The sequence below is a fragment of the Pseudomonas sp. TWI628 genome, from assembly GCF_039673865.1.
GTDB lineage: Bacteria > Pseudomonadota > Gammaproteobacteria > Pseudomonadales > Pseudomonadaceae > Aquipseudomonas.
The window spans coordinates 91,797-116,157 of sequence record NZ_JBDJMM010000007.1 but is presented as its reverse complement, the minus strand read 5'-3'; the positions used below and the strand labels follow the sequence as shown (position 1 = coordinate 116,157).

The window sequence follows — 24,361 nt, the reverse complement described above, 5'->3', positions numbered from 1 at the left end:
TTCAATGCCTGTAACCGACCCGTTTCGCCAAGGCCTCGAACGCGGCTGGACCACCCATGACGGCTCACGCCTGGAGCACGACCTGACGCTGGAGGCCGATATCGCGGTGATCGGCAGCGGTGCCGGCGGTGCCACCAGTGCGCAGATGCTCAGCGCCGCCGGCTTCAAGGTACTGCTGATCGAGGAGGGCCCACTGAAGACCAGCAGCGACTTCCATCTACTGGAAGACGAGGCCTACGCCAGCCTCTATCAGGAAGGCCTGGGGCGGATGAGCAAGGATGGCGCCATCACCATTCTGCAGGGCCGCGCTGTCGGTGGGACCACCCTGATCAACTGGACCTCGAGCTTTCGCACGCCGCCACAGACGCTGGCGCACTGGGCCGCCGCCCATGGCGTCACGGGCCTGGGGCAACAAGAAATGCAGCCCTGGTTCGAGCGTAGCGAGCACGATCTGGGCATCACGCCGTGGGCGATGCCAGCGAACGCCAACAACGACGTACTGCGGCGCGGCTGTGAACAGCTTGGCTATCGTTGGGCGGTGATCCCGCGAAACGTGCGTGGCTGCTGGAACCTCGGCTATTGCGGCATGGGCTGCCCGGTGAATGCCAAGCAATCGATGCTGGTCACGCGCATCCCGGCGACCCTCGATAATGGTGGTGAACTGCTCTACCTCGCACGCGCTGAACGCTTCGAACACAATGGCGAGCGTATCGCCGGGCTGCAGTGCCAGGCGCTGGATGCTCAAGGCGTGCACCCCACCGGCAGGCAGATCAGCGTGCGCGCCCGCCATTACATCGTGGCCGGGGGCGGTATCAACAGCCCGGCCCTGCTGCTGCGCTCCGAGGCCCCCGACCCGCATGGCCGCCTGGGCAAACGGACCTTCCTGCACCTGGTCAACTTCAGCGCTGCGCGTTTTGACGCGCGCATCGACCCGTACTACGGCGCCCCGCAATCGATCTACAGCGATCACTTTCAATGGCAAGACGGCGTCGACGGGCCGGTGGGCTACAAGCTGGAAGTGCCGCCCTTGCACCCGGCCCTGGCCAGCACCCTGCTCGGTGGATACGGCAGCGACAATGCCCGGCGCATGGCCGACTTGCCGCACACTCACGTAATGCTGGCCCTGCTGCGCGACGGCTTTCACCCCGAAAGCACGGGAGGCGCGGTGGAATTGCGCGGCGACGGCTCACCAGTGCTGGATTACCCGCTCACCGACTATCTGCGCGACGGCCTGCGCCGCGCCTATCACAGCATGGCGCAGATCCAGTTCGCTGCCGGCGCCACGCAGGTCACGCCGGTCCACAGCGACGCCCGCGCCGCCGCCAGCCTGGGCGAGGTTCAGCAGGTGATCGACGCGTTGCGCCTGGAGCCGTTCCGCACCCGGCTGGGCAGCGCCCATGTCATGGGCGGCTGTGCAATGGGCGACGACCCGCGCCAGGCGGTCTGCGACAGCCTGGGCCGCCATCATCAGCTGGAAAACCTGTCGATCCATGACGGTTCGCTGTTCCCGACCAGCATCGGCGCCAACCCGCAGCTGTCGGTGTATGCCATCAGTGCCCGGCTGACCGAGGCCTTGGCCACCCGCCTGGCACAGAGTGCATGACAACGAATACACGCCCTGTCTATAGTGCCATCAGCCGGCCGCATGACTTGGCCGGGCGCAATCGCTGCGCTACCATCCGACTCCCCAACGCACTCCAGCCAGGATGACGCGATGAACCGAGTGTTGTACCCGGGTACTTTCGACCCCATTACCAAAGGCCATGGCGACCTGGTCGAGCGCGCTTCGCGCCTGTTCGACCACGTGATCATCGCGGTGGCGGCCAGCCCGAAGAAAAACCCCCTGTTCCCGCTGGAACAACGGGTCGAGCTTGCCCGTGAGGTCACCAAGCACCTGCCCAATGTCGAAGTCATCGGCTTCTCGTCACTGTTGGCGCACTTCGCCAAGGAACAGGGCGCGAACGTGTTCCTGCGCGGCCTGCGCGCGGTATCGGACTTCGAATACGAGTTCCAGCTGGCGAACATGAACCGGCAACTGGCGCCCGACGTCGAGAGCCTGTTCCTCACGCCTTCGGAGCGCTATTCGTTCATTTCCTCGACGCTGGTGCGGGAAATAGCCGCGTTGGGCGGAGATATCAGCAAGTTCGTCCACCCTGTGGTGGCCGAGGCGCTGACCGAACGCTTCAAGAAGTAACCTTGCGCGCCTGATCATCGCGCCCGCGTGCACTGCGGGCGCGAATGCGGCACAATTGTGCCCAAAGCGTTGAACATGCCCGGGCGATGCGCCCCGGCCGGAGTCCCCATGTCCCTGATCATCACCGACGATTGCATCAACTGCGACGTCTGCGAACCCGAGTGCCCGAACGAGGCCATCTCCCAAGGCGAAGAGATCTACGTGATCGACCCTAACCTGTGCACCCAGTGCGTAGGTCACTACGACGAGCCGCAGTGCCAGCAGGTCTGCCCGGTCGACTGCATCCCGCTGGATGAAGCGCACCCGGAAACCGAAGACGAGCTGATGGCCAAGTACCGCCGGATCACCGGCAAGGCCTGAACGCAGACGGCTAGCGCTGGCAGCGCGGGCAGAATACGCTCGCCCGCTGCCCGAGCTTCACCTCGCGCAAGGTCGTGCCGCACAGCTTGCACGGCTGACCGCCCCGCCCGTAGACGAACAATTCCTGCTGGAAGTACCCCGGCTGCCCGTCGCCGCCAATGAAATCGCGCAAGGTTGTGCCGCCCTGCTCGATGGCCGCGGCCAATACCCGTTTGATTTCGATCGCCAGCTTGAGGTAACGAGCCCTGGAAATTCCGCCCGCCTCACGGCGTGGGTCGATGCCAGCGGCAAACAGCGCCTCGGTCGCGTAGATGTTGCCCACCCCCACCACCACCGCGTTGTCCATGATGAAGGGCTTGACCGCCATCGAGCGCCCGCGCGACAGCTGGAACAGGCGCTCGCCGTCAAACAGGTCGGTCAACGGCTCTGGCCCCAGGCGCAGCAGCAGCTCATGGTTGAGCGGGTCGAGGCTCCAGAGCATGGCACCGAACCGTCGCGGGTCGGTGTAACGCAGCATCAGCCCCGATTCCAGCTCGATATCGACATGTTCATGCTTGGCTGCAGGCAAGCCCAGCTCCACCAGGCGCAGGTTGCCCGACATGCCCAAGTGGCTGATCAAGGTGCCCACCTCGGCGTTGATCAACAGGTACTTGGCCCGCCGCTCGACGCTGACGATGCGCTGCCCGGACAGGCGCACATCGAGGTCTTCAGGGATCGGCCAGCGCAGACGCCCGTCTCGCACCACCACGCGGCTGACACGTTGGCCCACCAGGTGGGGAGCAATCCCACGCCGGGTGGTTTCGACTTCAGGTAATTCCGGCATGGATCAGCGCCCACCCAACTCGCGAATGTTCTGTTTCAGGGTCTCGAAGTCGTACTCCGACAAACCGATATAGTCCAGCACCAGCGGGCCGACCGCATTCCACTCATGGTCGATGCTCTGGTTGCCCAGCACGCGGTACGAGGCGCAGATGTGCTCGGCCATCTTCAGCACGGCCAGCAGGTTCTTCAACTGGCTTTGGGTATTGCTCGACGAATCTTCGCGGAAGATCGCCAGGGCATTATGGTGATTGGCGATGGCCGCGCTGATGTGCTCCGGCAGGCGCCAGGATTTGGCCGTGAAGTAGCCAACCACAGAATGGTTGGTGTTGAAGACGCGGTTCTCGGTATCGACTACGCGGGTTTCCTCACCGGCCTTGGCGTAGGCTTCTTCCAGCACCTGCATGTACTCGGGGAAGCGCTTGAGCATCAGTGGTACGCCGCAGTCGTGGAACAACCCAAGGGTATAGGCCTCGTCGGCAGCCTGGATGCCGGTGCGCTTGGCCAGGGTCAGGCAGGTCATGGCCACGTCCTGGGCGGTGTCCCAGAAGCGGTTGAGGGTGACGATGGTCTCGTCGCTCATCTCGCCCTTGATCGACTGTGCGTTGATCAGGTTGATGATCGAGCGGCTGCCCAGCAGGTTTACCGCGCGCTGGATCGAGCCGATCTTGTTCGACAGGCCGAAATGCGGCGAATTGACCAGCTTGAGCAAGGCACCGGCAAGCCCTGGGTCCTGGGAAATCAGCTTGGCGATGGTTTCCAGGTCCGGGTCAGGCATGTACTGCTCGAACTGCAGGTCGACCATGATCTGCGGTTGCGGCGGAATGGTGATGCCTTGCAAGGCTTGCTGGATCTGTTCGGCGCTGAGTTCTTGGGACATGCGTACACACTCGTGAAGGACGACGGATTCTAACCCCGTAGTCCGGCACCACACCAATCACCGAAGGTGGGCGGCGGGGTAAAAATTCAGACAATTGGTGTCTGTTCCGGGCTCCTCACGGCATTGGCCTGCAGCAGGCAAGGGGCCAACAGGCTATAATCCCGCTCTTTTTTCCCGGAGCGACGTCATGTCCCTGCCCAGCCTTCGCCTCAAAGCCAATGCCGACCGCCGCCTGCGCGCCGGCCACCTGTGGGTCTACAGCAACGAAGTCGACGTTTCCGCGACCCCGCTGCAAGGCTTCCAGGCCGGCCAGCAGGCAGTACTCGAAGCTGCCAACGGCAAGCCGCTGGGCATCGTCGCGCTGAGCCCGAACAACCTGATCTGCGCCCGCCTGCTGTCGCGTGACATCAAGCTGCCGCTGGACAAGTCGCTGCTGGTACACCGCCTGAACGTCGCCCTGTCGCTGCGCGAGCGCCTGTTCGACCAGCCGTGCTACCGCCTGGTATACGGCGACTCTGACTTGCTGCCGGGCCTGGTGGTCGATCGCTTCTACGACATCCTCGTGGTGCAGCTGGCCTCGGCCACCATGGAAGCGCACAAGGACGACGTGATCGCGGCGCTGATCCAGGTGCTCAAGCCTAGCGGCATCCTGTTCAAGAACGACTCCGCCGCCCGCGACGCCGAAGGCCTGCAGCGCTACGTCGAAACCGTCTACGGCGAAGTGCCGGACTGGGTCCCGCTGGAAGAGAACGGCGTCAAGTTCGAAGCCCCGGTACGCGAAGGCCAGAAGACCGGCTGGTTCTACGACCACCGCATGAACCGCGCGCGCCTGGCACCGTATGTCAAAGGCAAGCGCGTGCTCGACCTGTTCAGCTACATCGGTGGCTGGGGCGTGCAGGCCGGCGCGTTCGGCGCCAGCGAAGTGTTCTGCGTGGATGCTTCGGGCTTTGCCCTGGATGGTGTCGAGCGCAACGCCGCGCTGAACGGCATCAGCGAGAAGCTGACCTGCATCGAAGGTGACGTGTTCGAGGCCCTGCGTGAGCTGAAGGCCGCCGAAGAGCGCTTCGACGTGATCATTGCCGACCCACCCGCCTTCATCAAGCGCAAGAAAGACCTGAAAAACGGCGAAGCGGCCTACCGCCGCCTCAACGAGCAGGCCATGCGCATGCTGAGCAAGGACGGCATCCTGGTCAGCGCCTCGTGCTCGATGCACCTGCCCGAGGACGACCTGCACAACATCCTGCTGACCAGCGCCCGCCACCTGGACCGCAACCTGCAGCTGCTCGAACGCGGCGGTCAGGGCCCGGATCACCCGGTGCATCCAGCCATCGCCGAAACCCGCTACATCAAGAGCATCACCTGTCGGTTGCTGCCGAACAGCTGATCCGCAAGGTCCGGGGCGCGACGCGCCCCGGACCGGTATCAGATTTCCAGCACCTGCGACGCAATCCCGAAGTACACCAGCACCCCCGCCGCATCGGCGATCGAGGTCACCAACGGACCACTGGCGGTAGCCGGGTCGAGCTTCACGCGAGTAAACAGGAACGGCAGGCTCATGCCGATCAGGCTACCGATCAATACGATAACCAGCATGCTGCTGGCCACTATCAAAGCGACGTCAGCGCCACCTCGCAGAGCCCCCAGCGATGCCACCGCCAAGGCCATGGTGCCGCCGAGCGCCAACGCCACCCCACATTCGCGACCTAGCATGCGCATCCAGTCGCGCATGACCACTTCCCCCGTCGCCAGCGCCCGTACCATCAAGGTGGCCGACTGCGCTCCCGCGTTCCCCCCGCTGTCCACCAACAGAGGCAGGAAGAACACCAGCACGATGTGCGCGGCGATGGTTTCTTCAAAGGCAGCAATACCGGCACCGGAAAACAGGTTGCCAAATACCAGCAGCACCAGCCATAGCACTCGCTTGCGATACAGCAGAACGACTGTGGCATTGCGCAGGTTACCGACGTGATTGGTGATCGATGCACCTTTGTGGAAGTCTTCGGTCACCTCCTGGCGAAGCTTTTCCAGCGCTTCGCTGGTCTGGCCATGCGAGAGCGGTTCTTTGCAGCGGATGCAGTTTGCGCAGACAGAATACATACGAGTCTCCAGGCGCCAGCGCAGGCACCTGCGAGCCTAGACCTCAGAGGTTCAAGCCTTCGCAAGCCCTGGCGCTGACGCACTCAGTGCCAATTTGCAAGTTCGTGGTGAACTGAAACTGGGAAGGTCCATTGAGGTAATTTCTCGTGAAGCCGCACATGCGGCGCGGCGGATGATAGCCAGCACAGGCGGCAAGGTCAGCCCCGCACACGTCGTTTCAGAAGCGTCCTACGAGCAGTCGGGAGCCCTTCCCGAACCACCGTCCAGACACATCTTCATTCCCTCTCCGCGCGAGCGGTGTAGAATCGGCCTATTCATCGCCAGTCATCCCCGGCGGGTTTATGAGCTCTGCCCAAGCACGCGGCGATCCCGCGCGGTCTTCGGCCCCATCCGTGCCTGTGGCAACCGGCCTGCGGTACAAAGGACAAGAGAAGCTCACTCCCCTTTTTGTGACCTGATTAAGCCGCCAGGAGTGTTTCATGCCTGATTATCGTTCCAAGACTTCCACCCAAGGCCGCAACATGGCCGGCGCCCGCGCCCTGTGGCGTGCCACCGGGATGAAGGACGAAGACTTCAAGAAACCGATCATCGCCATCGCCAACTCGTTCACCCAGTTCGTCCCGGGCCACGTGCACCTGAAGGACCTGGGCCAGCTGGTTGCCCGCGAAATCGAACGCGCCGGTGGCGTGGCCAAGGAATTCAACACCATCGCCGTCGATGACGGCATCGCCATGGGCCACGACGGCATGCTGTACTCGCTGCCAAGCCGCGAGATCATTGCCGACGCCGTCGAGTACATGGTCAACGCCCACTGCGCCGACGCCATCGTCTGCATCTCCAACTGCGACAAGATCACCCCCGGCATGCTGATGGCCGCCCTGCGCCTGAACATCCCGGTGATCTTCGTTTCCGGCGGCCCGATGGAAGCCGGCAAGACCAAGCTGGCCAGCCACGGCCTGGACCTGGTCGACGCCATGGTCATCGCCGCTGACTCCACCGCCAGCGACGAGAAAGTCGCCGAGTACGAGCGCAGTGCCTGCCCGACCTGCGGTTCGTGCTCCGGCATGTTCACCGCCAACTCGATGAACTGCCTGACCGAAGCCTTAGGTCTCGCCCTGCCGGGCAACGGTTCGACCCTGGCCACGCACGCCGACCGCGAGCAGCTGTTCCTCACCGCTGGCCGCACCATCGTCGAGCTGTGCAAGCGCTACTACCAGGAAAACGACGAGTCGGTGCTGCCGCGCAGCATCGCCAACTTCAAGGCGTTCGAGAACGCCATGATGCTCGACATCGCCATGGGCGGTTCGACCAACACCATCCTGCACCTGCTCGCTGCTGCCCAGGAAGGTGAAGTCGAGTTCGACCTGCGCGACATCGACCGCCTGTCGCGCAAGGTGCCGCAGCTGTGCAAGGTGGCGCCGAACATCCAGAAGTACCACATGGAGGACGTGCACCGCGCTGGCGGCATCTTCAGCATCCTCGGTTCGCTCGCCCGTGGCGGCCTGCTGCACACCGACCTGCCGACCGTGCACAGCCGCAGCATGGAAGAAGCCATCGCCAAGTGGGACATCACCCAGACCGATGACGAAGCCGTGCACACCTTCTTCAAGGCAGGCCCGGCCGGCATCCCGACCCAGACCGCGTTCAGCCAGTCGACCCGTTGGGAAACCCTCGACGACGACCGTGAAAACGGCTGTATCCGCAGCTTCGAGCACGCCTACTCGCAAGAAGGCGGCCTGGCCGTGCTGTACGGCAACATCGCGGTCGACGGTTGTGTGGTGAAGACCGCCGGCGTCGACGAATCGATCCACGTGTTCGAAGGCAACGCGAAGATCTTCGAGAGCCAGGACAGCGCCGTGCGCGGCATCCTCGCCGACGAAGTGAAGGCCGGCGACATCGTGATCATCCGTTACGAAGGCCCGAAAGGCGGCCCGGGCATGCAAGAGATGCTCTACCCGACCTCGTACCTGAAGTCCAAGGGCCTGGGCAAGGCCTGCGCCCTGCTCACCGACGGCCGTTTCTCGGGCGGTACTTCGGGCCTGTCGATCGGCCACGCCTCGCCGGAGGCCGCTGCTGGCGGCGCCATCGGCCTGGTGCGCGACGGCGACAAGGTGCTGATCGACATTCCCAACCGTTCGATCAACCTGCTGGTCAGCGACGAAGAGCTGGCTCACCGTCGCATCGAGCAGGACAAGAAAGGCTGGAAACCGGCTGAAGTGCGCCCACGCAAGGTAACCACCGCGCTGAAGGCCTACGCCCTGCTGGCGACCAGTGCCGACAAGGGTGCTGTGCGTAACAAGGCGATGCTCGAAGGGCTGTGAGGCTCTGACTGCGTGAATGAGAAACCGGCGCCCTGAGCGCCGGTTTTTTTATGCCTGTACCCGCGAAGAGACCAGTGCAGGCAATACGAGGCCTACTGGATCTGCTCCGGCGTCACGATCACCCAGTTCTTGTCTGCCGTCACCGGCAACCCTTCCTTGGCCTGCGCCGCCGCGTTCTTCGCGATCATGCCGTTCAACTGGTCCATGTACTTGGCCTTGCGGTTTATCCACAGGTGGATGCCGCCCTTGTTCACATCTACGCCATGGAACTGCATGTAGCCATCGCTGGTTGGCGTATCGCCTCCCACCAGTACCGGCTTCTTCCATTCATCGATGTAAGTCAGGATCGCCGCCTGCTTGCCCGCCATCCAGGTGGCGGGGGTCCACAGATAAGGCGTCAGCTCCAGCCCTTCGTTGGCCTTGGCCTCATACTGCCCGGCGCTTATCTGCTTGCGCGCCGTGGTCAGCTGGCCGTTCGCGCGATCCTTCAGTAACAGGCTGACACCAATCACGTTCTGCGGTTTGACGTTGTAGCCGTACTTGGGATCGGAAGCGACCATGCGCACCAGTTCCTCGGAGGCCGCCGAAATCACGTACACCTCGATACCATTCTCCATCAGCTTGTTGTACAGCTCGGCCTGGCCAGTGAAGACCTTCGGCGGTTGTACCTCGATGGCCTTGACCTGGTCGCCTTCGAAATAGGTGCTGGGGATCGGCTTGCCCGAGGCCATCAGCTCATCGACCTGAGCCTTGAGTTCCTTGAGGGTGAAGCCGGCAAACACCTGCGCCACCCACGGGTAGCAGACCATGTCGTCGATCTCGCACAGGCGGTAGTAGTAGCTGAACAGGCTTTCCTTGTGCTCGGCAGTGTCCTTGAACGGGATCAGCTTGAGCGACGGGTCGAGCTTGTCGCGGGTCAGCAGGCCCTTGTTTTCCATGAACGGCAGCAGCGCTTCTTCGAGGTCGTAGCGGTAGCTGGTGTTGTCCATGTCAAAGACCGCGTAGTTACCTTTGTGGGCATTGGCGGCAATCATGGCGTCGAGCTGCTTGGCTGCATCGGCGGGCCAGTGCTTGAGCTCGGTGGCGAAGCTTTCGACACTAAACAGCAGGGACAAACCCAGGACGAGGGCTTTCGGAGCGAACTTCATGTGCGAATCTCCTGAAATGACCCGGAAAAACTAGTGCATCATTCGCCGATTCCGGCCCCTCACAACGACCTTCACAGAACTGTAAACGTCGCGCGCATTGCTATCCGCGACTGCCAGTTATTCCATAAACGACTAAGTAAATTACTTTTGGGTATAAATTCGTTTGTTTTCATGCTGTTAGCATTTCCGTTCGCAATCGCTCACCAGAGGCGATGCTTCTTCTGCTTTTTCCTGGAGCTTCAATGAACCTGCCGTTGTCCCTCAACCTGCTGGCGTTCCTGGCCCTGCTGCTAGGCCTGGCACAAACCGGCCGTACCGATTGGAGCCTGGCCAAGAAGGTCCTCCTGGGCCTGGCGCTGGGCGTCGCGTTCGGCCTGGCCCTGCACAGCATTTACGGCGCCGGCCACCCGGTACTCAAGGCTACCATCAGCTGGCTGGACCTGGTCGGCAACGGCTATGTCGGCCTGCTGCAGATGATCGTCATGCCGTTGATCTTCGCCTCCATCCTCAGCGCCGTGGCCCGCCTGCACAACGCTTCGTCGCTCGGCCGCATCAGCGTGCTGAGCATCGGCACGCTGCTGTTGACCACCGCCATTGCCGCACTGATCGGCATTGTCCTGACCAACCTGTTCGGCCTGAGTGCCGAAGGCCTGGTGGCCGGCGCCCAGGAAAGCGCGCGCATGCAGGTTATCCACAGCGACTACGTGGGCAAGGTTGCCGACCTGAATATCCCGCAGCTGCTGCTGTCGTTCATCCCCAGCAACCCGGTCGGCGATCTGGCCCGGGCCAAACCGACCTCGATCATCAGCGTGGTGATCTTCGCCGTGTTCGTCGGCCTGGCCGCGCTGCAACTGATCAAGGACGACGCCGAGAAGGGCGCGCGCGCCCTGTCGGCCATCGATACCCTGCAGGCCTGGGTGATGCGCCTGGTACGCGTGGTGATGAAGCTCACCCCTTACGGCGTACTGGCGCTGATGACCAAGGTGGTGGCCAGCTCGAACCTGGAAGACATCCTCAAGCTGGGCAGCTTCGTGGTGGTGTCGTACCTGGGCCTGGCGCTGATGTTCGTGGTCCACGGCATCATCCTCGCCACCACCGGCGTGAGCCCGCTGCGCTTCTTCCGCAAGGTCTGGCCAGTGCTCACCTTCGCCTTCACCAGCCGCTCCAGCGCTGCGAGCATCCCGCTGAACATCGAAGCGCAGACCCGTCGCCTTGGCGTGCCGCAGTCGATTGCCAGCTTCAGTGCATCGTTCGGCACCACCATTGGCCAGAACGGCTGCGCGGGCCTCTATCCAGCCATGTTGGCCGTGATGGTGGCGCCGGCGGTGGGCATCAATACCTTCGACCCGCTGTGGATCGCGACCCTGGTGGCGATCGTGACGCTGAGTTCGGCGGGTGTGGCTGGCGTCGGCGGTGGTGCCACCTTCGCCGCGTTGATCGTGCTGCCGGCCATGGGTTTGCCGGTCGAACTGGTGGCGCTGCTGATTTCGGTGGAGCCACTGATCGATATGGGCCGCACGGCATTGAACGTGAATGGCTCGATGACCGCGGGTGTGGTGACCAGCCAGTTGCTGAAAGAGACCGACAAGGCAGTGCTGGCCGGCGATGAACATGCCGAGCTGAGTCATACCTGACAATGTTTGGGGCCGCTATGCGGCCCCGGCTATCTCAAACCTTGTCCCAGACCTCGAAGTGGTACGCAGGCTTGCCTTCTTCAGCCTGAGCCTCGCTCGACACCAACTTCCACTGGCCCTCATCGAACGCCGGGAACCAGGCATCTCCTTGCGGCTTCAACTCCACCCGCGTCAGGTACATCCGGCTCACCAGCCCCTTCTCCAGCGCCTGCCCATACAGCTGCGCCCCGCCAATCAGCATCAGCTCGCCAACGCCCTGCTCACGCGCCCACTGCTCGGCCCGCGCCACTGCGGCCTCCAGCGAGGCAAACACCTCGGCCCCGGCCAGTTGCAGGCCCGCCTGCCGGCTGACCACGATATTCAACCGCCCCGGCAACGGCCGGCCCAGTGAATCCCAGGTCTTGCGCCCCATGATGATCGGCTTGCCCAGGGTGGTGGCCTTGAAGTACTTGAAGTCCCCCGGCAGGTGCCAGGGCATGGTGTTGTCGATGCCGATCACGCGGTTTTCGGCGTGAGCCGCGATCAGGCTGAGGGGGAGTGATGTATTCATGCCAGCGAGGATAGCACCGGGTGTGTGGGTTATGCTTCTGCCCTGAACCACGCAATGGAAGACCTTGTGACTGCACCGACTCCACTGGACAAGCGCTGGCTCACCGAAGCGGTACGCCTGCGCGAGGAACACGCAGGCCTCCTGGACGATCAGGAGGCAAACCGCCACGCCCGCCAAGTGGGCGGTGACCTGGCAGCGCGCATCGAAACCCGCGCGCTGTTCCTCGCCGAACGCGATGGCATGACCACGGCCCTGCGCCACTGGAAGCAGGGCGCCCGCCTGGCGCTGCTGACCCTGATGCTGCTGGCCGTATTCAGCGGCGCAGGCCTGGCCTTCGCCGCCTTGGGCGACGGCCAGCGCCCGGTCAATGTGTTCTGGGCCCTGGGCAGCCTGCTCGGGCTGAACCTGCTGATGCTGCTGGGCTGGGCCGTGGGCTTTGCCTTGAGCGGCGAACACGGCGCCAGCCTCGGCCGCCTGTGGTTGTGGATGAGCGAACGCTTCGCCCGCGACGCCAAGGCCGCACACCTGGCGCCGGCGCTGCTGGTGCTGCTGCAACGCCAGCGCCTGAACCGCTGGCTGCTCGGGGTGCTGGTGCACGGCCTGTGGCTGCTGGCGATGGTCGCCGCCCTGAGCATGCTGCTGGCCTTGCTGGCTACCCGCCGATACGGCTTCGTCTGGGAAACCACGCTGCTGGCTGCCAACCCGTTCGTCCACCTGACCCAGGCCCTCGGCGCCCTGCCCTCGCTGCTCGGTTTCGCCGTGCCGGACGAGGCCATGATCCGTGCCAGTGGCGATACCTTCCCCGCCCTGGATGCCGCCCGCCAGGCCTGGGCCAGCTGGCTGCTCGGCGTGGCGCTGGTGTACGGCCTGCTGCCGCGCCTGCTGCTGGCCGGGCTGTGCCTGTGGCGCTGGCGCCAGGGCCGTGCCCATCTGGCGTTGGACCTCAGCCTGCCCGGCTTCGCGCAACTGCGCGATGCACTGATGCCACGCAGCGAACGCATCGGTGTGCAGGATGCCGCTCCCGATGCCCTGCCACAGTTCCAGGCCGGCCAACTGGAAGGCGGCAGCAGCGGCGCCTTGCTGGTCGGCCTGGAACTCGACGACCAACGCCCCTGGCCGCCTGCCCTGCCCAAAACGGTGACCGACGCGGGTGTGCTCGATAGCCGCGAATCGCGTAACAAGCTGCTCGAACAGCTCAGCCGCTTCCCGCCGGCACGCCTGGCCATCGCCTGCGACCCACGTCGCTCACCCGATCGCGGCAGCCTGGCGCTGCTCGCAGAGCTGGCGCGCAATGCCGGGGCCACACGTATCTGGCTGCTTCAGGCAGACCCCGGCCAGGCCCTGGATGCCGAACGCCTGGGCGACTGGCATGACGCCCTCGACCGCCTCGGCCTGCCCCATGCCGACACTTCGCCCCTGACCTGGCTGGAGCATGGCCATGACTGAGCCGCTGAAACTGGCCGTGGTCGGCCACACCAACGTCGGCAAGACCTCGCTGCTACGCACGCTCACCCGCGATGTCAGCTTCGGCGAAGTTTCGCACCGCCCCAGCACCACCCGCCATGTCGAGGGTGCGCGGCTGTCGGTGGACGGCGAACCACTGCTGGAACTCTACGACACCCCTGGCCTGGAAGACGCTATCAGCCTGCTCGACTACCTCGAACGTCTGGAGCGCCCCGGCGAACGCCTGGACGGCCCGGCCCGCCTCGAACGTTTTCTGCAGGGCAGCGAGGCACGCCAGCGCTTCGAGCAGGAAGCCAAGGTGCTGCGCCAGTTGCTGGCGAGCAATGCTGGCCTGTATGTGATCGACGCCCGCGAGCCGGTGCTGGCCAAGTACCGCGACGAACTGGAAGTGCTGGCCAGCTGCGGCAAGCCTTTGCTGCCAGTGCTCAACTTCGTCGCCAGCACCCAGCACCGCGAACCGCAATGGCGTGAAGCCCTTGCCCGGCTTGGGCTTCACGCATTGGTGCGGTTCGACAGCGTGGCCCCGCCGGAAGATGGTGAACGCCGGCTGTACGAAAGCCTGGCGCTGCTGCTGGAAGACGCCCGCCCGGCCCTGCAACGGCTGATCGACGACCAGCAAGCCCAGCGCCTGGCACGCCAGCGCAGCGGCAAACGGCTGATCGCCGAATTGCTGCTCGATTGCGCGGCCTGCCGACGCAGCGTCGAGGCCGAGCCAGCGGCTGAAGCCAAGGCCATCGAGGCCTTGCGCCAGGATGTGCGCCAGCGCGAGCAGCGATGCGTGGAGGCACTGCTCAAGCTGTATGCCTTCCGCCGTGAGGATGCCAATGCCGGTGATCTGCCACTGCTGGATGGGCGCTGGGGCGATGACCTGTTCAATCCCGAGACCCTGAAATTGCTGGGTGTGCGCCTGGGTAGCGGCGTCGCGGCCGGTGCAGCTGCCGGTGCCGGGGTCGATCTGCTGGTGGGCGGGCTGACTTTAGGCGCCGCAGCGTTGGCAGGCGCGATTGCCGGTGGCGCACTGCAGACCGCACGTAACTATGGATCGCGGTTGATGGGCAAGTTGAAGGGGCAGCGCGAGCTGACAGTCGACGACACCGTGCTGCGGCTGCTCGCGTTGCGTCAACAGCAGTTGATGGTGGCGCTGGAGGGGCGCGGGCATGCGGCGCAGGACAGCATTCGGCTGGGCGAGCTGGATGAAAAGGCCTGGCGCGAGGGCAAGCTGCCCGAAGCCTTGAGCAAGGCGCGGGCGCATCCGCAGTGGTCGACGCTCAATCCCGGGGCGAAGCTGAATCAAGCTGAGCGGCAGGAGCAGCTGGAGGCGTTGGTTTCACAGATCTGACTGTGCAGTGAAGCCTCTTCGCGGGCATGCCCACGAAGAGGCTTCACTGCTGGGGCTTATTGTTGTGCCACTTTCTCCGACTTGCCGTCATAGCGCTTGCGCCATTCACCGAGGATCTGGTCGCGGTTTTTCGAGGCCCAGGCAAAGTCGTTCTTGATCAGGCGCTGTTCATAGTCGGCCGGCAGCTCGGTCTGCGGCTTGGCAATGCCCGGCGCGGCCAGTACGGCAAAGTTGTCCTTGTACAGCGCCATGGCCGCCGGGCTTGCCGAGAAGTCAGCCAGGCGCTTGGCAGCGTCAGCCTTCGGCGAGCCCTTGATCACAGCGGTCGCCTCGATCTCCCAGCCCAGGCCTTCCTTCGGCAGCACGATATCCAGCGGCGCGCCCTGGCGCTTGAGCTGCACGGCGGGGTACTCGAACGAAATCCCGATCGGGAATTCACCCGCCGCCGCCAGCTTGCACGGCTTGGAACCGGAGTGCACGTACTGGCCGATATTCTGGTGCAAGGCGTCCATGTAGGCCCAGCCCTGCGGCTCGCCGAAGGTCTGTAGCCAGGCACTCACGTCAAGGAAGCCGGTGCCGGACGAAGCCGGGTTGGGCATGACGATCTTGCCCTTGTATTCAGGCTTGGTCAGGTCCTGCCAGCTCACCGGCTTGCTCAGGCCCTGCTTTTCGGCTTCGACGGTGTTGAAGCAGATGGTCGCGGCCCACACGTCCATGCCGACCCAGGCTGGCGGGTTGGCGGCGTCGCGGTAGTTCGCGGAGATCTTGCCCAGGTCTTTCGGCGCATAAGCTTCGAGCATGCCGTTCTGGTCAAGGATGGCCAGGCTGGAGGCGGCCAGGCCCCAGACCGCGTCGGCTTGCGGGCGGTCTTTCTCGGCCAGCAGCTTGGCCGTGATGATGCCGGTGGAGTCACGCACCCACTTGATCTCGATGTCCGGGTTGGCCTTTTCGAAAGCCTGCTTGTAGCTTTTGAGCTGCTCGGCTTCCAGGGCGGTGTAGACAGTCAGCTGGGTGGCTGCGGCCGTAGCCTGCAGGCTGAAGACGGCGGATACGGCAACGGCAAGTGCAAGGGGCTTGAACATGATGCGTTTCCTATCAGAGTGGGCAGTCGGTCAATGGCCTGGGGCGCGCTGGCGCCAGGCCTGGGAGCGGCGCAACAGGCCGCGGGAAGCAGCGGCCAGCAGCAGGGAAGCCGCGGCGCTGGTCAGCAGGATCAGGGTCGACATGGCGGCAGCACCGCCGACGTTGCCGGCATCGTCCATGTTCAACACGGCGACGGCGGCGAGGAGGGTGTCGGGGCTGTAGAGGAAGATTGCCGCCGACACGGTGGTCATTGCCGAGACGAACAGGTAACGGATGATGTCCAGCAGCGCCGGCAGGCAGATCGGCACCGTGACCCGCACGAAGTGCCTGTACAGCGGCGCCTTGAGCGACAGTGCGGCGGCCTCGAACTCGCCGTCGAGCTGGCGCAGCGCGGTGGCGGCGGTCATCTGCGCGGTGGTCAGGTAGTGGGCGATGGTGCACAGCACCAGCAGCGCCATACCGCCATAGAACACGTGCAGCGGGTTGCCATTGAGGTTGAAGAAGAACACGTAGCCCAGGCCCAGTACCAACCCGGGCACTGCCATGGGGATGAAGCTGAGCAGGCGCAGGGCCTGGTTGAGCAAGCGCTGGCCCTGGGTTTTCTCCATCAGGTAGGCGCCGGTGAAAATCACCAAGCTGCCGATCAATGCGCTGCACAGGGCCATGGTCACGCTGTTGCGATAGGCCAGCCAGCCACCACCGGCCGTGTCGTCGAACCTGTAGTGCTTGAATGACAGGGTCAGGTTGTACGGCCAGAACGTCACCAGCGACGAGTACACCGCCATGCCGATCACCACCAGCAGCGCCGCGCAGACCAGCAGCACGATGGCCAGGAAGCAGGCGTCACGCCAGCGCGACCGCTTGGGCTCGAACACCTGGGCGCGGCCGCTCATGGCCTCGCCCTGGCGCCGACGCAGCCAGGCATCGACGCCGAAGCTGAGCAGCGCCGGCAGCAGCAGCACCATGCCGATCAACGCACCACGGCCGAACTGCTGCTGGCCGACCACCGCCTTGTAGGCTTCCAGCGCCAGCACCTGATAGTCGCCCCCCACCACGACCGGCACGCCGAAGTCGGTGATGGTCAAAGTGAACACCAGGCAGAACGCAGCGAACACCGCCTGACGCGTGGCTGGCCAGGTGATGCTGCTGAATGCCCGCCACGGCCCGGCGCCCATGCTCGACGCCGCGTCGAACAGACGCGCATCGGCTAGCGACAAGGCAGAAAGCAGGATCATCAGCGCATGGGGGAAGGTGTAGATGGCCTCGCCGAGGACGATGCCCCAGAAGCCGTAGATGTTGTCGTTGAGCAGGCTACGCAGCAGGCCCTGATTGCCGAACAGGTAGACCAGGGCAATCGCCGGCAGCATCGACGGCGCCAACAGCGGCAGCAGCGAGATGCCGCGCCACAGGCCCTTGCCCGGAATCAGCGTGCGTTGCAGGGCGTAGGCGAACAGGTAGGCCAGCGGCACCACGATTGCCGCAACGCTGAAGGCCACCGACAGGCTGTTGCCCAGCAGCCAGTGGAAGTTTGCGCTGGCGAACAGTTCACGGGCGGCCAGCAAGCCACCGCCCTGGCCGGCTTCACCGCTGAAACCTTTCCAGAAAATGGCCAGCAGCGGCATCACCACGGCCAGCAACAGCAGGACCAGCAGCAGGCTCTTGCCACCGATGACGAACAGGCGGTCACCCAGGGCGACGTCACCGCGTCGCACATCCTTGGCCTGGGTCACCGGCAGGGACATTGGCGCGGCCATCTCAGGCAAACACCTGCAGGCTCTGCGGCGGCAAGGCCACCCAGATATCCTGCGAGCCCAGGCGCGGCATGGCTTCCGGTGCCAGTTCAGCGAGCAGCGCATGGCCCGGCAGGGCCTTGAGCTCGAAGCTCATGCGGCAGCGGTTGCCGAGGAAGGTGATTTCGCGAACCTTGGCCGGGAACAGGTTTTCCTCATGCACCACCGGGTTCACCGTGATCGCCTCCGGGCGGCAGAACAGCCGACCGCTGCGGGCGGAGCCGGCGTTGGCCGCCAGGCGCATGCTCATGGCGCCGACCTGGGCATGGCTGTCGCCACTGCGCTGGAACGGCAGCCAGTTGCCCTGGCCGACGAACTCGGCGACGAACGGCGTGGCCGGCTGGTCGTAGATTTCCTGCGGGGTCGCATATTGCTCGACCTGGCCGTTGTTCATCACCGCGATGCGGTCGGCCATGAGCATGGCTTCGTCCTGGTTGTGGGTGACCATCAGCGTGGTGATGCCCAGCTGGCGCTGCAGTTGACGCAGCTCGGTGCACAGGTGCTCTCGCACCCGGGCATCCAGCGCCGACATCGGTTCGTCGAGCAGCAGCAGCGATGGCGACGGCGCCAACGCGCGGGCCAGCGCCACACGCTGCTGCTGGCCGCCGGACAGTTGGCCGGGGTATTTCTTTTCGCTACCGGACAGGCCAACCAGTTCGAGCATTTCGGCCACACGCTGGCGGCTTTCGTCGCGGCTGCTGCCGGTCAGGCCGTAGGCGATGTTGGCTCCGACGGTGAGGTTGGGGAACAGTGCGTAGGACTGGAACAGGATGCCGTAGTCCCGGGCCTGGGGAGGCAGTTCGGAGATGTCGCGCTCACCGATGTACAGCGCGCCGCGGTCCTGGCGTTCGAGGCCGGCGATGCAGCGCAGCAGGGTGGTCTTGCCGCAACCAGACGGGCCGAGCAGGCAAACCAGCTCGCCAGCAGCGATGTCCAGAGACACGTCGTTGAGCGCCGTGAAGGCACCGAAACGCTTGTGGATACCGCGCACTTTCATCTGTGCGCCTGGGGTGGCGTGGTTCATGGCAAGGCCTCATCGAACAAGTGAGGGCCATGCTAGGAAGGCTGTGCGAAGGTTCTGTGGCTTTTGGGCAAAAGCCGGTGATAGTGGTATAGGCAGATTTTGTAATAGCCCGACCTACAGGTGCGAACCCACCACTTCCTGCGCCACGCCAAGGAAGGCCGCTGGCAACCGGGCCTGGCGCCGCTCCTTCAGGCAATACAGGTATTCATGCATCACCGGCGCATTGTCCAGCGCCAGTACCCGCAGCTCGGGGTTGTGCGGCACCTCGTGCCGGGCAATCACGCTGATGCCGATATTGCGCAGCACCGCCTCGCGGATCGACTCGCGGCTGCCGATCTCCAGCAACGCCCCGGCCTTGACCCCGGCCTCCAGCATCATCTGCTCGGTCAGCTTGCGCGTGGTCGAGCCCTTCTCGCGCATCAGCAGGCAATGCCCCGCCAGCACATCGATGGACACCGCCTGCCGATGAGCCAACGGATGATTGCGGTGCACCGCCACCACCAGCGGATCGATGCCCAGCACCCGTCGCACCAGCCGCGCATCCTCTACCAACTGCGACGAAGCAGCCATATCCACCCGGTAGTCTTCGAGCATCTCCAGCACCTGCTGCGAGTTGCCGATCTCCACCGTCACCTCGACCTGGGGCAGGCGCTCGCGGAAGATCTTCACCAGGTCGAGGATGTAGTACGGCGCGGTGGCGGCAATGCGCAAGCTGCCCTGGGCCTGGCCACTGTTGCGCAGCTCGAACTCGATGTCGGCCTCCTGCTGCAGCAGCGCCTTGACCATCGGCAGCAGGCGCAAGCCCTGCTCGCTCAGCACCAGGCGCCGGCCACCGCGGTAGAACAGTTCCACCGCATAGTGGCTTTCCAGGTTGCGGATCTGCGTGGTCACCGTCGGCTGGCTGAGCCCGAGCTTTTTCGCCGCCAGGGTGATGCTGCCCAGGCGGGCCACCATGTAGAAGGCTTTGAGCTCGGCACTCAGCATTGCAGGACCTCATTTGCGCAGCAGGCGCAGACCGTTGAACACCACCAGCAGGCTCACGCCCATGTCGGCGAACACCGCCATCCACATGGTGGCCATGCCGGCAAAGGTGATCGCCAGGAATATCGCCTTGATGCTCAACGCCAGAACAATGTTCTGCGTCAGGATCGCCGCACTTTGGCGCGACAGCCTGACGAACGCCGGGATTTTGCGCAAGTCGTCATCCATCAGCGCCACGTCGGCGGTCTCGATCGCCGTGTCGGTGCCGGCCGCCGCCATGGCGAAGCCGATTTCGGCACGAGCCAGGGCCGGCGCGTCGTTGATGCCATCACCGACCATGCCCACCCGGTGCCCTTCGGCGTACAGCTGCTCGATGCTGTGCAGTTTGTCGGCCGGCAGCAGGTTGCCCTCGGCCCGGTCGATACCCACCTCGGCGGCGATGGCCTGAGCGGTGTGTGGATTGTCGCCGGTCAGCATGACGGTCTTGATACCCAGCGCATGCAGTTCGGCGATGGCCTGGCGGCTGCTGTCCTTGACCGTGTCGGCCACGGCGAACAAGGCCAACGGCCCGGAACGGTCGAGCAGCAGGACTACAGTCTTGCCCTGGCGCTCCAGCGTATCCAGTTGGGCTTCCAGTTCAGGTGAGCACAGGCCCAGCTCCTCGACCAAGCGATGGTTGCCCAAGTGATAGGTTTCGCCGTCAATATCACCGCGCACGCCACGGCCGGCCAGGGCAGCGAATTCGCTGACCTCGCTCAGCGGCAGGTTCTGCGCCCTGGCAAACTGGGCGATGGCGCCCGACACCGGGTGGTCGGAACGGTCGGCCAGGCTCGCCGCCAACGCCTGGGCACGGCCCTCGAACAGGGGTGAAAGCACCTTGGCATCGGTTTGCACCGGTTTGCCGTGGGTGATGGTGCCGGTCTTGTCCAGGGCCAGGAAGTCCAGCTTGCGGCCGCCTTCCAGGTACACCCCGCCCTTGATCAGGATGCCTTTGCGCGCTGCAGCGGCCAAGCCACTGACAATGGTCACCGGGGTAGAAATGACCAGGGCGCAAGGGCAAGCCACCACCAGCAGTACCAGCGCACGGTACACCCAGTCGAACCAGGCACCGGCCATGAACAGCGGCGGAATCACTGCCACCGCCAAGGCCACGGCGAACACCACCGGGGTGTAGATGCGCGAGAACTGGTCGACGAAACGCTGGGTTGGCGCACGCGCACCTTGTGCTTCTTCGACGGCCTTGATGATGCGCGCCAGGGTCGACTGCCCTGCGGCGGCCGTCACGCGGTATTCCAAGGCACCGGCCTGGTTGATGGTGCCGGCGAACAGTTTGTCGCCCGCTGCCTTTTCCACAGGCAGGCTTTCGCCGGTGATCGGTGCCTGATCGACGCTGGATTGCCCGCTGACCACTTCGCCGTCCAGGCCGATGCGTTCGCCCGGGCGCACCCGCACCAAGGCACCGATAGCCACCTCACGCACCTCCACCTCACGCCACTGGCCATCGGCCTGCTGCACCGTGGCCATGTCCGGAGCCAGCTGCATCAGCCCGCCGATGGCATTGCGCGCACGGTCCAGCGAGCGCGCCTCGATCAGCTCGGCGACGGTGAACAGCACCATGACCATGGCCGCTTCCGGCCACTGGCCAATCAGCACGGCGCCGGTCACGGCGATGCTCATCAGCGCGTTGATGTTGAGGTTGCGGTTCTTCAGGGCGATCCAGCCCTTCTTGTAGGTGCCCAGGCCGCAGCCAAGGATTGCCGCCAGCGCGAGCGCAGCAACCAGCCATTCCGGCGCGAGGTTGGCGAAGTGCACGATTTCGGCGGCGATCGCGGCAATACCCGACAGGGCCAGCGGCCACCAACGGGGCTTGTGCGGCTGAGCTGCGGCGCCGCTGCCGTCGTTTTCAGCAGTCAACGGCTCGGCCTTCATGCCCAGGCTGTCGATGGCACGCTCGATCTCGCTGGTGCCGTTCAAGGTATGGCGCACACCGAGCACGCGGTTGATCAGGTTGAATTCCAGCTGCTCGATGCCCGCCAGCTTGCTCAGCTTGTCCTGGATCAGGGTCTGCTCGGTAGGGCAGTCCATGGCGTCGATGCGAAAGCGGCTGAGCTGCGCGTGGCTGCTGGCCTTCTCGCTCAGTTGCAGCAAAGCGGGCACGGCGCTGGCGCCACAGCAGCTGTGAGCGTGAGCGGCATGGCCATGGTCATCATCGCCATGGGCATGATCGTGGGAATGCTTGTGTTCGTGGCTGACAGGCGGGTTCATGGAGTCATCCTTAAATTGAGCCTGTTGCCAAGTGAACACCCTGTAGCCACTATAGGGTCAAGCCACTTGCTGGAGATTTCGTCATGAAGATCGGAGAACTGGCCAAAGCCACCGATTGCGCCGTGGAAACCATCCGCTATTACGAGCGTGAACAATTGCTGCCGGAGCCAGCGCGCACCGAGGGCAACTACCGGCAGTACACCCAGGCCCATGTCGAGCGGCTGACCTTCATCCGCAACTGCCGAACGCTGGACATGACCCTGGACGAAATCCGCAGCCTGCTACGCCTGCGCGACAGCCCCGACGACTCATGTGGCAGCGTCAATGCGCTGATCGACGAACATATCGAGCATGTGCAGGCAAGGATCGATGGCTTGGTGGCGTTGCAGGAGCAGCTGGTGGAGCTGCGGCGGCGCTGCAATGCACAGGGGGCTGAATGTGCGATCTTGCAGCAACTGGAGACGAACGGGGCGGTATCGGTGCCGGATACCGAGCATTCGCATGTGGGGCGAAGCCACGGGCATTGAAATTGCCGGGGCTGCTTTGCAGCCCCCGACAATCTGGAAAATCACACCGCCATCGGCGCCGTCATCGGCGCATGGTGCTCATACCCTTCCAGGCTGAAGTCGCTCGGTTCGATCTTCTCCAGCCACTCCGGCTCGTACTTGCCAGTCTTGGAGAACTCCGGCACACGGTCACTGATCACCAGCTTCGGCGCTTGCAGCGGCTCGCGCTTGAGCTGCTCGTTGAGCATGTCCAGGTGGTTCTCATACACATGGGCATCGCCGATGAAGTAGGTGAACCAGCGTGGGGTGTAGCCGGTCAGGCGGCCGAACAGCGACAGCAGCGCCGCGCCTTCGGTGAGGTTGAACGGCGTGCCCAGCCCGAGGTCGTTGGAACGGATGTAGAGGGTCAGGGAAATCTCCCTGGTCTCGACATTCGGGTGGAACTGGTACAGCAGGTGGCACGGTGGCAGGGCCATTTCATCGAGCTGGGCGCAGTTCCAACCATGGAACAGGATGCGCCGGCTACCCGGGTCGTTGGCGATGGTATCCAGGCACTGGCGCACCTGGTCGATGGCCTTGTACAGGATGACGAACGCCACGCCGTCCTCTTCGTCCTGGGCGATACGGCGGAAGCCCGCCTGCTCGGCCATTTCGATGGCCGCCGGGTTGCTCAACGGGATGCGCTTGTAGCCTGGCCACTGGCGCCATTGCACGCCGTAGATCTCGCCGAGGTCGTCATGGCCCTGGCGGAACGGGTTGGCCAGCCACTGGGCGTTTTCGTTGGCGTTCTGGTCCCAGACCTTGCAGCCCAGCTCGCGGAACTCACCGGCGTTCTTCACGCCACGCAAAAAGCCGACCATCTCGCCGATCGCCGACTTGAACGCCAGCTTGCGCGTGGTGATGGCCGGGAAGCCCTTCTGCAGGTCGAAACGCAGCATGGCGCCCGGCAGGCTGATGGTGCGGATGCCGGTGCGGTTGCCCTGCAGCGTGCCGTTCTCGATGACGTCGCGGACCAGGTCCAGATACTGTTTCATGGCTTACCTGTAACAAAAACGGCAGGGGGATCACCCCTGCCGTGGGAATAATCAGGCGGGTTTCGCCGTGGGTTTGCGATTATAAGCCCACCAGATCAGGCCAAGGCCAGCCAGGATCATCGGCACGCAGAGAATCTGACCCATGGTCAGCCAGCCCCAGGCGATGTAACCGAGCTGCGCGTCCGGCACACGGACGAATTCCACAATGAAGCGGAAGATCCCGTAGAACAGCGCAAACATGCCGGAAACCGCCATGGTTGGCCGCGGCTTGCGTGAGAACAGCCAGAGGATGACGAACAGTGCCACGCCTTCCAGGGCAAACTGGTACAGCTGCGACGGGTGGCGCGGCAGCTGGGCCGGGTCGCTGAACGGCGGGAAGATCATCGCCCATGGCACGTCGGTGGGTTTGCCCCACAGTTCGGCGTTGATGAAGTTGCCGATACGCCCTGCGCCCAGGCCAATCGGCACCAGCGGCGCGACGAAGTCCATCAGCTCGAAGAACGACTTGTTGTTGCGCTTGCCGAACCACAGCGCGGCCAGCATCACGCCGATGAAGCCACCGTGGAACGACATGCCGCCTTTCCACACCTCGAAGATCAGCGTCGGGTTGGCCAGGTAGGCGTGCAGGTCGTAGAACAGCACGTAGCCCAGGCGCCCGCCGACGATCACCCCCATCGACAGCCAGAACACCAGGTCGGAGAGCTTTTCCCGCGACCAGGTAGGGTCGAAGCGGTTGAGACGGCGCGAAGCCAACAGCCAGGCGCCACCGATGCCAACCAGGTACATCAGGCCGTACCAATGGATTTTCAGTGGCCCGAGGGCTACGGCCACGGGGTCTATCTGCGGGTAAGGCAGCATGGAACTTCCTCTCG

General features: G+C 64.2%; 21 protein-coding genes. 9 read left to right on the top strand and 12 right to left on the bottom strand.

Features of this window, described 5'->3' with window-relative positions; all coding sequences use genetic code 11:
- Window positions 1-4: 4 nt before the first annotated feature.
- The 3 genes from ABE528_RS07530 to ABE528_RS07520 all read left to right on the top strand — a co-directional run bounded on the left by ABE528_RS07530 (window position 5) and on the right by ABE528_RS07520 (window position 2,554).
- Complete coding sequence (locus tag ABE528_RS07530; RefSeq protein ID WP_346652574.1) at window positions 5-1,603, top strand: GMC family oxidoreductase; 1,599 nt, start codon at window positions 5-7, stop codon at window positions 1,601-1,603.
- Between the two features lie 111 nt (window positions 1,604-1,714).
- Window positions 1,715-2,194 carry a pantetheine-phosphate adenylyltransferase gene (gene coaD / locus ABE528_RS07525; RefSeq protein ID WP_014861498.1) on the top strand — a complete coding sequence of 160 codons (480 nt, stop codon included), beginning with the start codon at window positions 1,715-1,717 and terminating at the stop codon, window positions 2,192-2,194.
- Window positions 2,195-2,302: 108 nt separating this feature from the next.
- Window positions 2,303-2,554 carry a YfhL family 4Fe-4S dicluster ferredoxin gene (locus tag ABE528_RS07520; protein ID WP_008095804.1) on the top strand — a complete coding sequence of 84 codons (252 nt, stop codon included), beginning with the start codon at window positions 2,303-2,305 and terminating at the stop codon, window positions 2,552-2,554.
- A gap of 10 nt (window positions 2,555-2,564) precedes the next feature.
- Here the strand turns inward: ABE528_RS07520 and mutM are convergent, their stop codons facing one another.
- On the bottom strand, window positions 2,565-3,377 hold the full coding sequence (gene mutM / locus ABE528_RS07515; RefSeq protein ID WP_152955521.1) for a bifunctional DNA-formamidopyrimidine glycosylase/DNA-(apurinic or apyrimidinic site) lyase: 813 nt from the start codon (window positions 3,375-3,377) through the stop codon (window positions 2,565-2,567).
- A gap of 3 nt (window positions 3,378-3,380) precedes the next feature.
- Complete coding sequence (locus tag ABE528_RS07510) at window positions 3,381-4,199, bottom strand: HDOD domain-containing protein (protein WP_346652609.1); 819 nt, start codon at window positions 4,197-4,199, stop codon at window positions 3,381-3,383.
- A gap of 241 nt (window positions 4,200-4,440) precedes the next feature.
- Here ABE528_RS07510 and ABE528_RS07505 point away from each other — a divergent pair, with 241 nt between their 5' ends.
- Window positions 4,441-5,637 carry a class I SAM-dependent rRNA methyltransferase gene (locus ABE528_RS07505; protein ID WP_110632876.1) on the top strand — a complete coding sequence of 399 codons (1,197 nt, stop codon included), beginning with the start codon at window positions 4,441-4,443 and terminating at the stop codon, window positions 5,635-5,637.
- Window positions 5,638-5,675: 38 nt separating this feature from the next.
- Here the strand turns inward: ABE528_RS07505 and ABE528_RS07500 are convergent, their stop codons facing one another.
- Entirely contained in the window at window positions 5,676-6,350 is a 675-nt protein-coding gene (locus ABE528_RS07500) for a magnesium transporter (RefSeq protein WP_346652573.1), read from the bottom strand.
- A 479-nt stretch (window positions 6,351-6,829) separates the two neighbouring features.
- Between ABE528_RS07500 and ilvD the strand changes: the two genes are divergently transcribed.
- Entirely contained in the window at window positions 6,830-8,671 is a 1,842-nt protein-coding gene (ilvD, locus tag ABE528_RS07495; RefSeq protein WP_152955519.1) for a dihydroxy-acid dehydratase, read from the top strand.
- A gap of 92 nt (window positions 8,672-8,763) precedes the next feature.
- Here the strand turns inward: ilvD and ABE528_RS07490 are convergent, their stop codons facing one another.
- The gene (locus ABE528_RS07490) at window positions 8,764-9,819 is read right to left on the bottom strand and encodes a haloacid dehalogenase-like hydrolase (RefSeq protein WP_152955518.1); all 1,056 of its coding nucleotides are present in this window, start codon (window positions 9,817-9,819) and stop codon (window positions 8,764-8,766) included.
- A 242-nt stretch (window positions 9,820-10,061) separates the two neighbouring features.
- On the opposite strand from ABE528_RS07490, the gene ABE528_RS07485 reads away from it, so the two are divergent.
- A complete protein-coding gene (locus ABE528_RS07485) occupies window positions 10,062-11,453 on the top strand; it encodes an L-cystine transporter (protein ID WP_346652572.1) in 1,392 nt (463 codons plus the stop codon).
- A gap of 34 nt (window positions 11,454-11,487) precedes the next feature.
- On the opposite strand, the gene ABE528_RS07480 is transcribed toward ABE528_RS07485, so the two are convergent.
- Complete coding sequence (locus tag ABE528_RS07480; RefSeq protein WP_152955516.1) at window positions 11,488-12,003, bottom strand: dihydrofolate reductase; 516 nt, start codon at window positions 12,001-12,003, stop codon at window positions 11,488-11,490.
- A gap of 54 nt (window positions 12,004-12,057) precedes the next feature.
- Here ABE528_RS07480 and ABE528_RS07475 point away from each other — a divergent pair, with 54 nt between their 5' ends.
- Both ABE528_RS07475 and ABE528_RS07470 read left to right on the top strand, forming a co-directional pair.
- Window positions 12,058-13,449 carry a DUF2868 domain-containing protein gene (locus ABE528_RS07475; RefSeq protein WP_346652571.1) on the top strand — a complete coding sequence of 464 codons (1,392 nt, stop codon included), beginning with the start codon at window positions 12,058-12,060 and terminating at the stop codon, window positions 13,447-13,449.
- A complete protein-coding gene (locus tag ABE528_RS07470) occupies window positions 13,442-14,806 on the top strand; it encodes a GTPase/DUF3482 domain-containing protein (RefSeq protein ID WP_152955514.1) in 1,365 nt (454 codons plus the stop codon). The genes ABE528_RS07475 and ABE528_RS07470 overlap by 8 nt, the downstream gene beginning before the upstream one ends.
- 56 nt (window positions 14,807-14,862) lie before the next feature.
- On the opposite strand, the gene ABE528_RS07465 is transcribed toward ABE528_RS07470, so the two are convergent.
- The 5 genes from ABE528_RS07465 to ABE528_RS07445 all read right to left on the bottom strand — a co-directional run bounded on the left by ABE528_RS07465 (window position 14,863) and on the right by ABE528_RS07445 (window position 21,949).
- Complete coding sequence (locus ABE528_RS07465; protein ID WP_346652570.1) at window positions 14,863-15,888, bottom strand: putative 2-aminoethylphosphonate ABC transporter substrate-binding protein; 1,026 nt, start codon at window positions 15,886-15,888, stop codon at window positions 14,863-14,865.
- A gap of 30 nt (window positions 15,889-15,918) precedes the next feature.
- A complete protein-coding gene (locus tag ABE528_RS07460) occupies window positions 15,919-17,643 on the bottom strand; it encodes a putative 2-aminoethylphosphonate ABC transporter permease subunit (protein ID WP_346652569.1) in 1,725 nt (574 codons plus the stop codon).
- Between the two features lies 1 nt (window position 17,644).
- Window positions 17,645-18,703, bottom strand: a complete 1,059-nt coding sequence (locus tag ABE528_RS07455; protein ID WP_346652568.1) for a putative 2-aminoethylphosphonate ABC transporter ATP-binding protein — start codon at window positions 18,701-18,703, stop codon at window positions 17,645-17,647.
- Window positions 18,704-18,817: 114 nt separating this feature from the next.
- Complete coding sequence (locus tag ABE528_RS07450; protein ID WP_152955510.1) at window positions 18,818-19,687, bottom strand: LysR family transcriptional regulator; 870 nt, start codon at window positions 19,685-19,687, stop codon at window positions 18,818-18,820.
- A 9-nt stretch (window positions 19,688-19,696) separates the two neighbouring features.
- Window positions 19,697-21,949: a heavy metal translocating P-type ATPase gene (locus tag ABE528_RS07445; protein WP_346652567.1), complete on the bottom strand. Its 2,253-nt coding sequence runs from the start codon at window positions 21,947-21,949 to the stop codon at window positions 19,697-19,699.
- Window positions 21,950-22,032: 83 nt separating this feature from the next.
- Here ABE528_RS07445 and cadR point away from each other — a divergent pair, with 83 nt between their 5' ends.
- The gene (gene cadR, locus ABE528_RS07440) at window positions 22,033-22,476 is read left to right on the top strand and encodes a cadmium resistance transcriptional regulator CadR (protein ID WP_027920939.1); all 444 of its coding nucleotides are present in this window, start codon (window positions 22,033-22,035) and stop codon (window positions 22,474-22,476) included.
- Window positions 22,477-22,517: 41 nt separating this feature from the next.
- Here cadR and ABE528_RS07435 read toward each other — a convergent pair whose 3' ends face one another.
- Together ABE528_RS07435 and lgt are read right to left on the bottom strand one after the other, a co-directional pair.
- Complete coding sequence (locus ABE528_RS07435; protein ID WP_346652566.1) at window positions 22,518-23,489, bottom strand: thymidylate synthase; 972 nt, start codon at window positions 23,487-23,489, stop codon at window positions 22,518-22,520.
- A gap of 51 nt (window positions 23,490-23,540) precedes the next feature.
- Window positions 23,541-24,347: a prolipoprotein diacylglyceryl transferase gene (lgt, locus tag ABE528_RS07430; protein ID WP_060479625.1), complete on the bottom strand. Its 807-nt coding sequence runs from the start codon at window positions 24,345-24,347 to the stop codon at window positions 23,541-23,543.
- Window positions 24,348-24,361: the final 14 nt, after the last annotated feature.

Bases quoted from the DNA above. Each gene is read 5' to 3' on its own strand.
- ABE528_RS07530 (WP_346652574.1), top strand. From the start codon at position 5: ATGCCTGTAACCGACCCGTTTCGCCAAGGCCTCGAACGCGGCTGGACC.
- coaD (WP_014861498.1), top strand. From the start codon at position 1,715: ATGAACCGAGTGTTGTACCCGGGTACTTTCGACCCCATTACCAAAGGC.
- ABE528_RS07520 (WP_008095804.1), top strand. From the start codon at position 2,303: ATGTCCCTGATCATCACCGACGATTGCATCAACTGCGACGTCTGCGAA.
- mutM (WP_152955521.1), bottom strand. From the start codon at position 3,377: ATGCCGGAATTACCTGAAGTCGAAACCACCCGGCGTGGGATTGCTCCC.
- ABE528_RS07505 (WP_110632876.1), top strand. From the start codon at position 4,441: ATGTCCCTGCCCAGCCTTCGCCTCAAAGCCAATGCCGACCGCCGCCTG.
- ABE528_RS07500 (WP_346652573.1), bottom strand. From the start codon at position 6,350: ATGTATTCTGTCTGCGCAAACTGCATCCGCTGCAAAGAACCGCTCTCG.
- ilvD (WP_152955519.1), top strand. From the start codon at position 6,830: ATGCCTGATTATCGTTCCAAGACTTCCACCCAAGGCCGCAACATGGCC.
- ABE528_RS07490 (WP_152955518.1), bottom strand. From the start codon at position 9,819: ATGAAGTTCGCTCCGAAAGCCCTCGTCCTGGGTTTGTCCCTGCTGTTT.
- ABE528_RS07485 (WP_346652572.1), top strand. From the start codon at position 10,062: ATGAACCTGCCGTTGTCCCTCAACCTGCTGGCGTTCCTGGCCCTGCTG.
- ABE528_RS07480 (WP_152955516.1), bottom strand. From the start codon at position 12,003: ATGAATACATCACTCCCCCTCAGCCTGATCGCGGCTCACGCCGAAAAC.
- ABE528_RS07475 (WP_346652571.1), top strand. From the start codon at position 12,058: ATGGAAGACCTTGTGACTGCACCGACTCCACTGGACAAGCGCTGGCTC.
- ABE528_RS07470 (WP_152955514.1), top strand. From the start codon at position 13,442: ATGACTGAGCCGCTGAAACTGGCCGTGGTCGGCCACACCAACGTCGGC.
- ABE528_RS07465 (WP_346652570.1), bottom strand. From the start codon at position 15,888: ATGTTCAAGCCCCTTGCACTTGCCGTTGCCGTATCCGCCGTCTTCAGC.
- ABE528_RS07460 (WP_346652569.1), bottom strand. From the start codon at position 17,643: ATGGCCGCGCCAATGTCCCTGCCGGTGACCCAGGCCAAGGATGTGCGA.
- ABE528_RS07455 (WP_346652568.1), bottom strand. From the start codon at position 18,703: ATGAACCACGCCACCCCAGGCGCACAGATGAAAGTGCGCGGTATCCAC.
- ABE528_RS07450 (WP_152955510.1), bottom strand. From the start codon at position 19,687: ATGCTGAGTGCCGAGCTCAAAGCCTTCTACATGGTGGCCCGCCTGGGC.
- ABE528_RS07445 (WP_346652567.1), bottom strand. From the start codon at position 21,949: ATGAACCCGCCTGTCAGCCACGAACACAAGCATTCCCACGATCATGCC.
- cadR (WP_027920939.1), top strand. From the start codon at position 22,033: ATGAAGATCGGAGAACTGGCCAAAGCCACCGATTGCGCCGTGGAAACC.
- ABE528_RS07435 (WP_346652566.1), bottom strand. From the start codon at position 23,489: ATGAAACAGTATCTGGACCTGGTCCGCGACGTCATCGAGAACGGCACG.
- lgt (WP_060479625.1), bottom strand. From the start codon at position 24,347: ATGCTGCCTTACCCGCAGATAGACCCCGTGGCCGTAGCCCTCGGGCCA.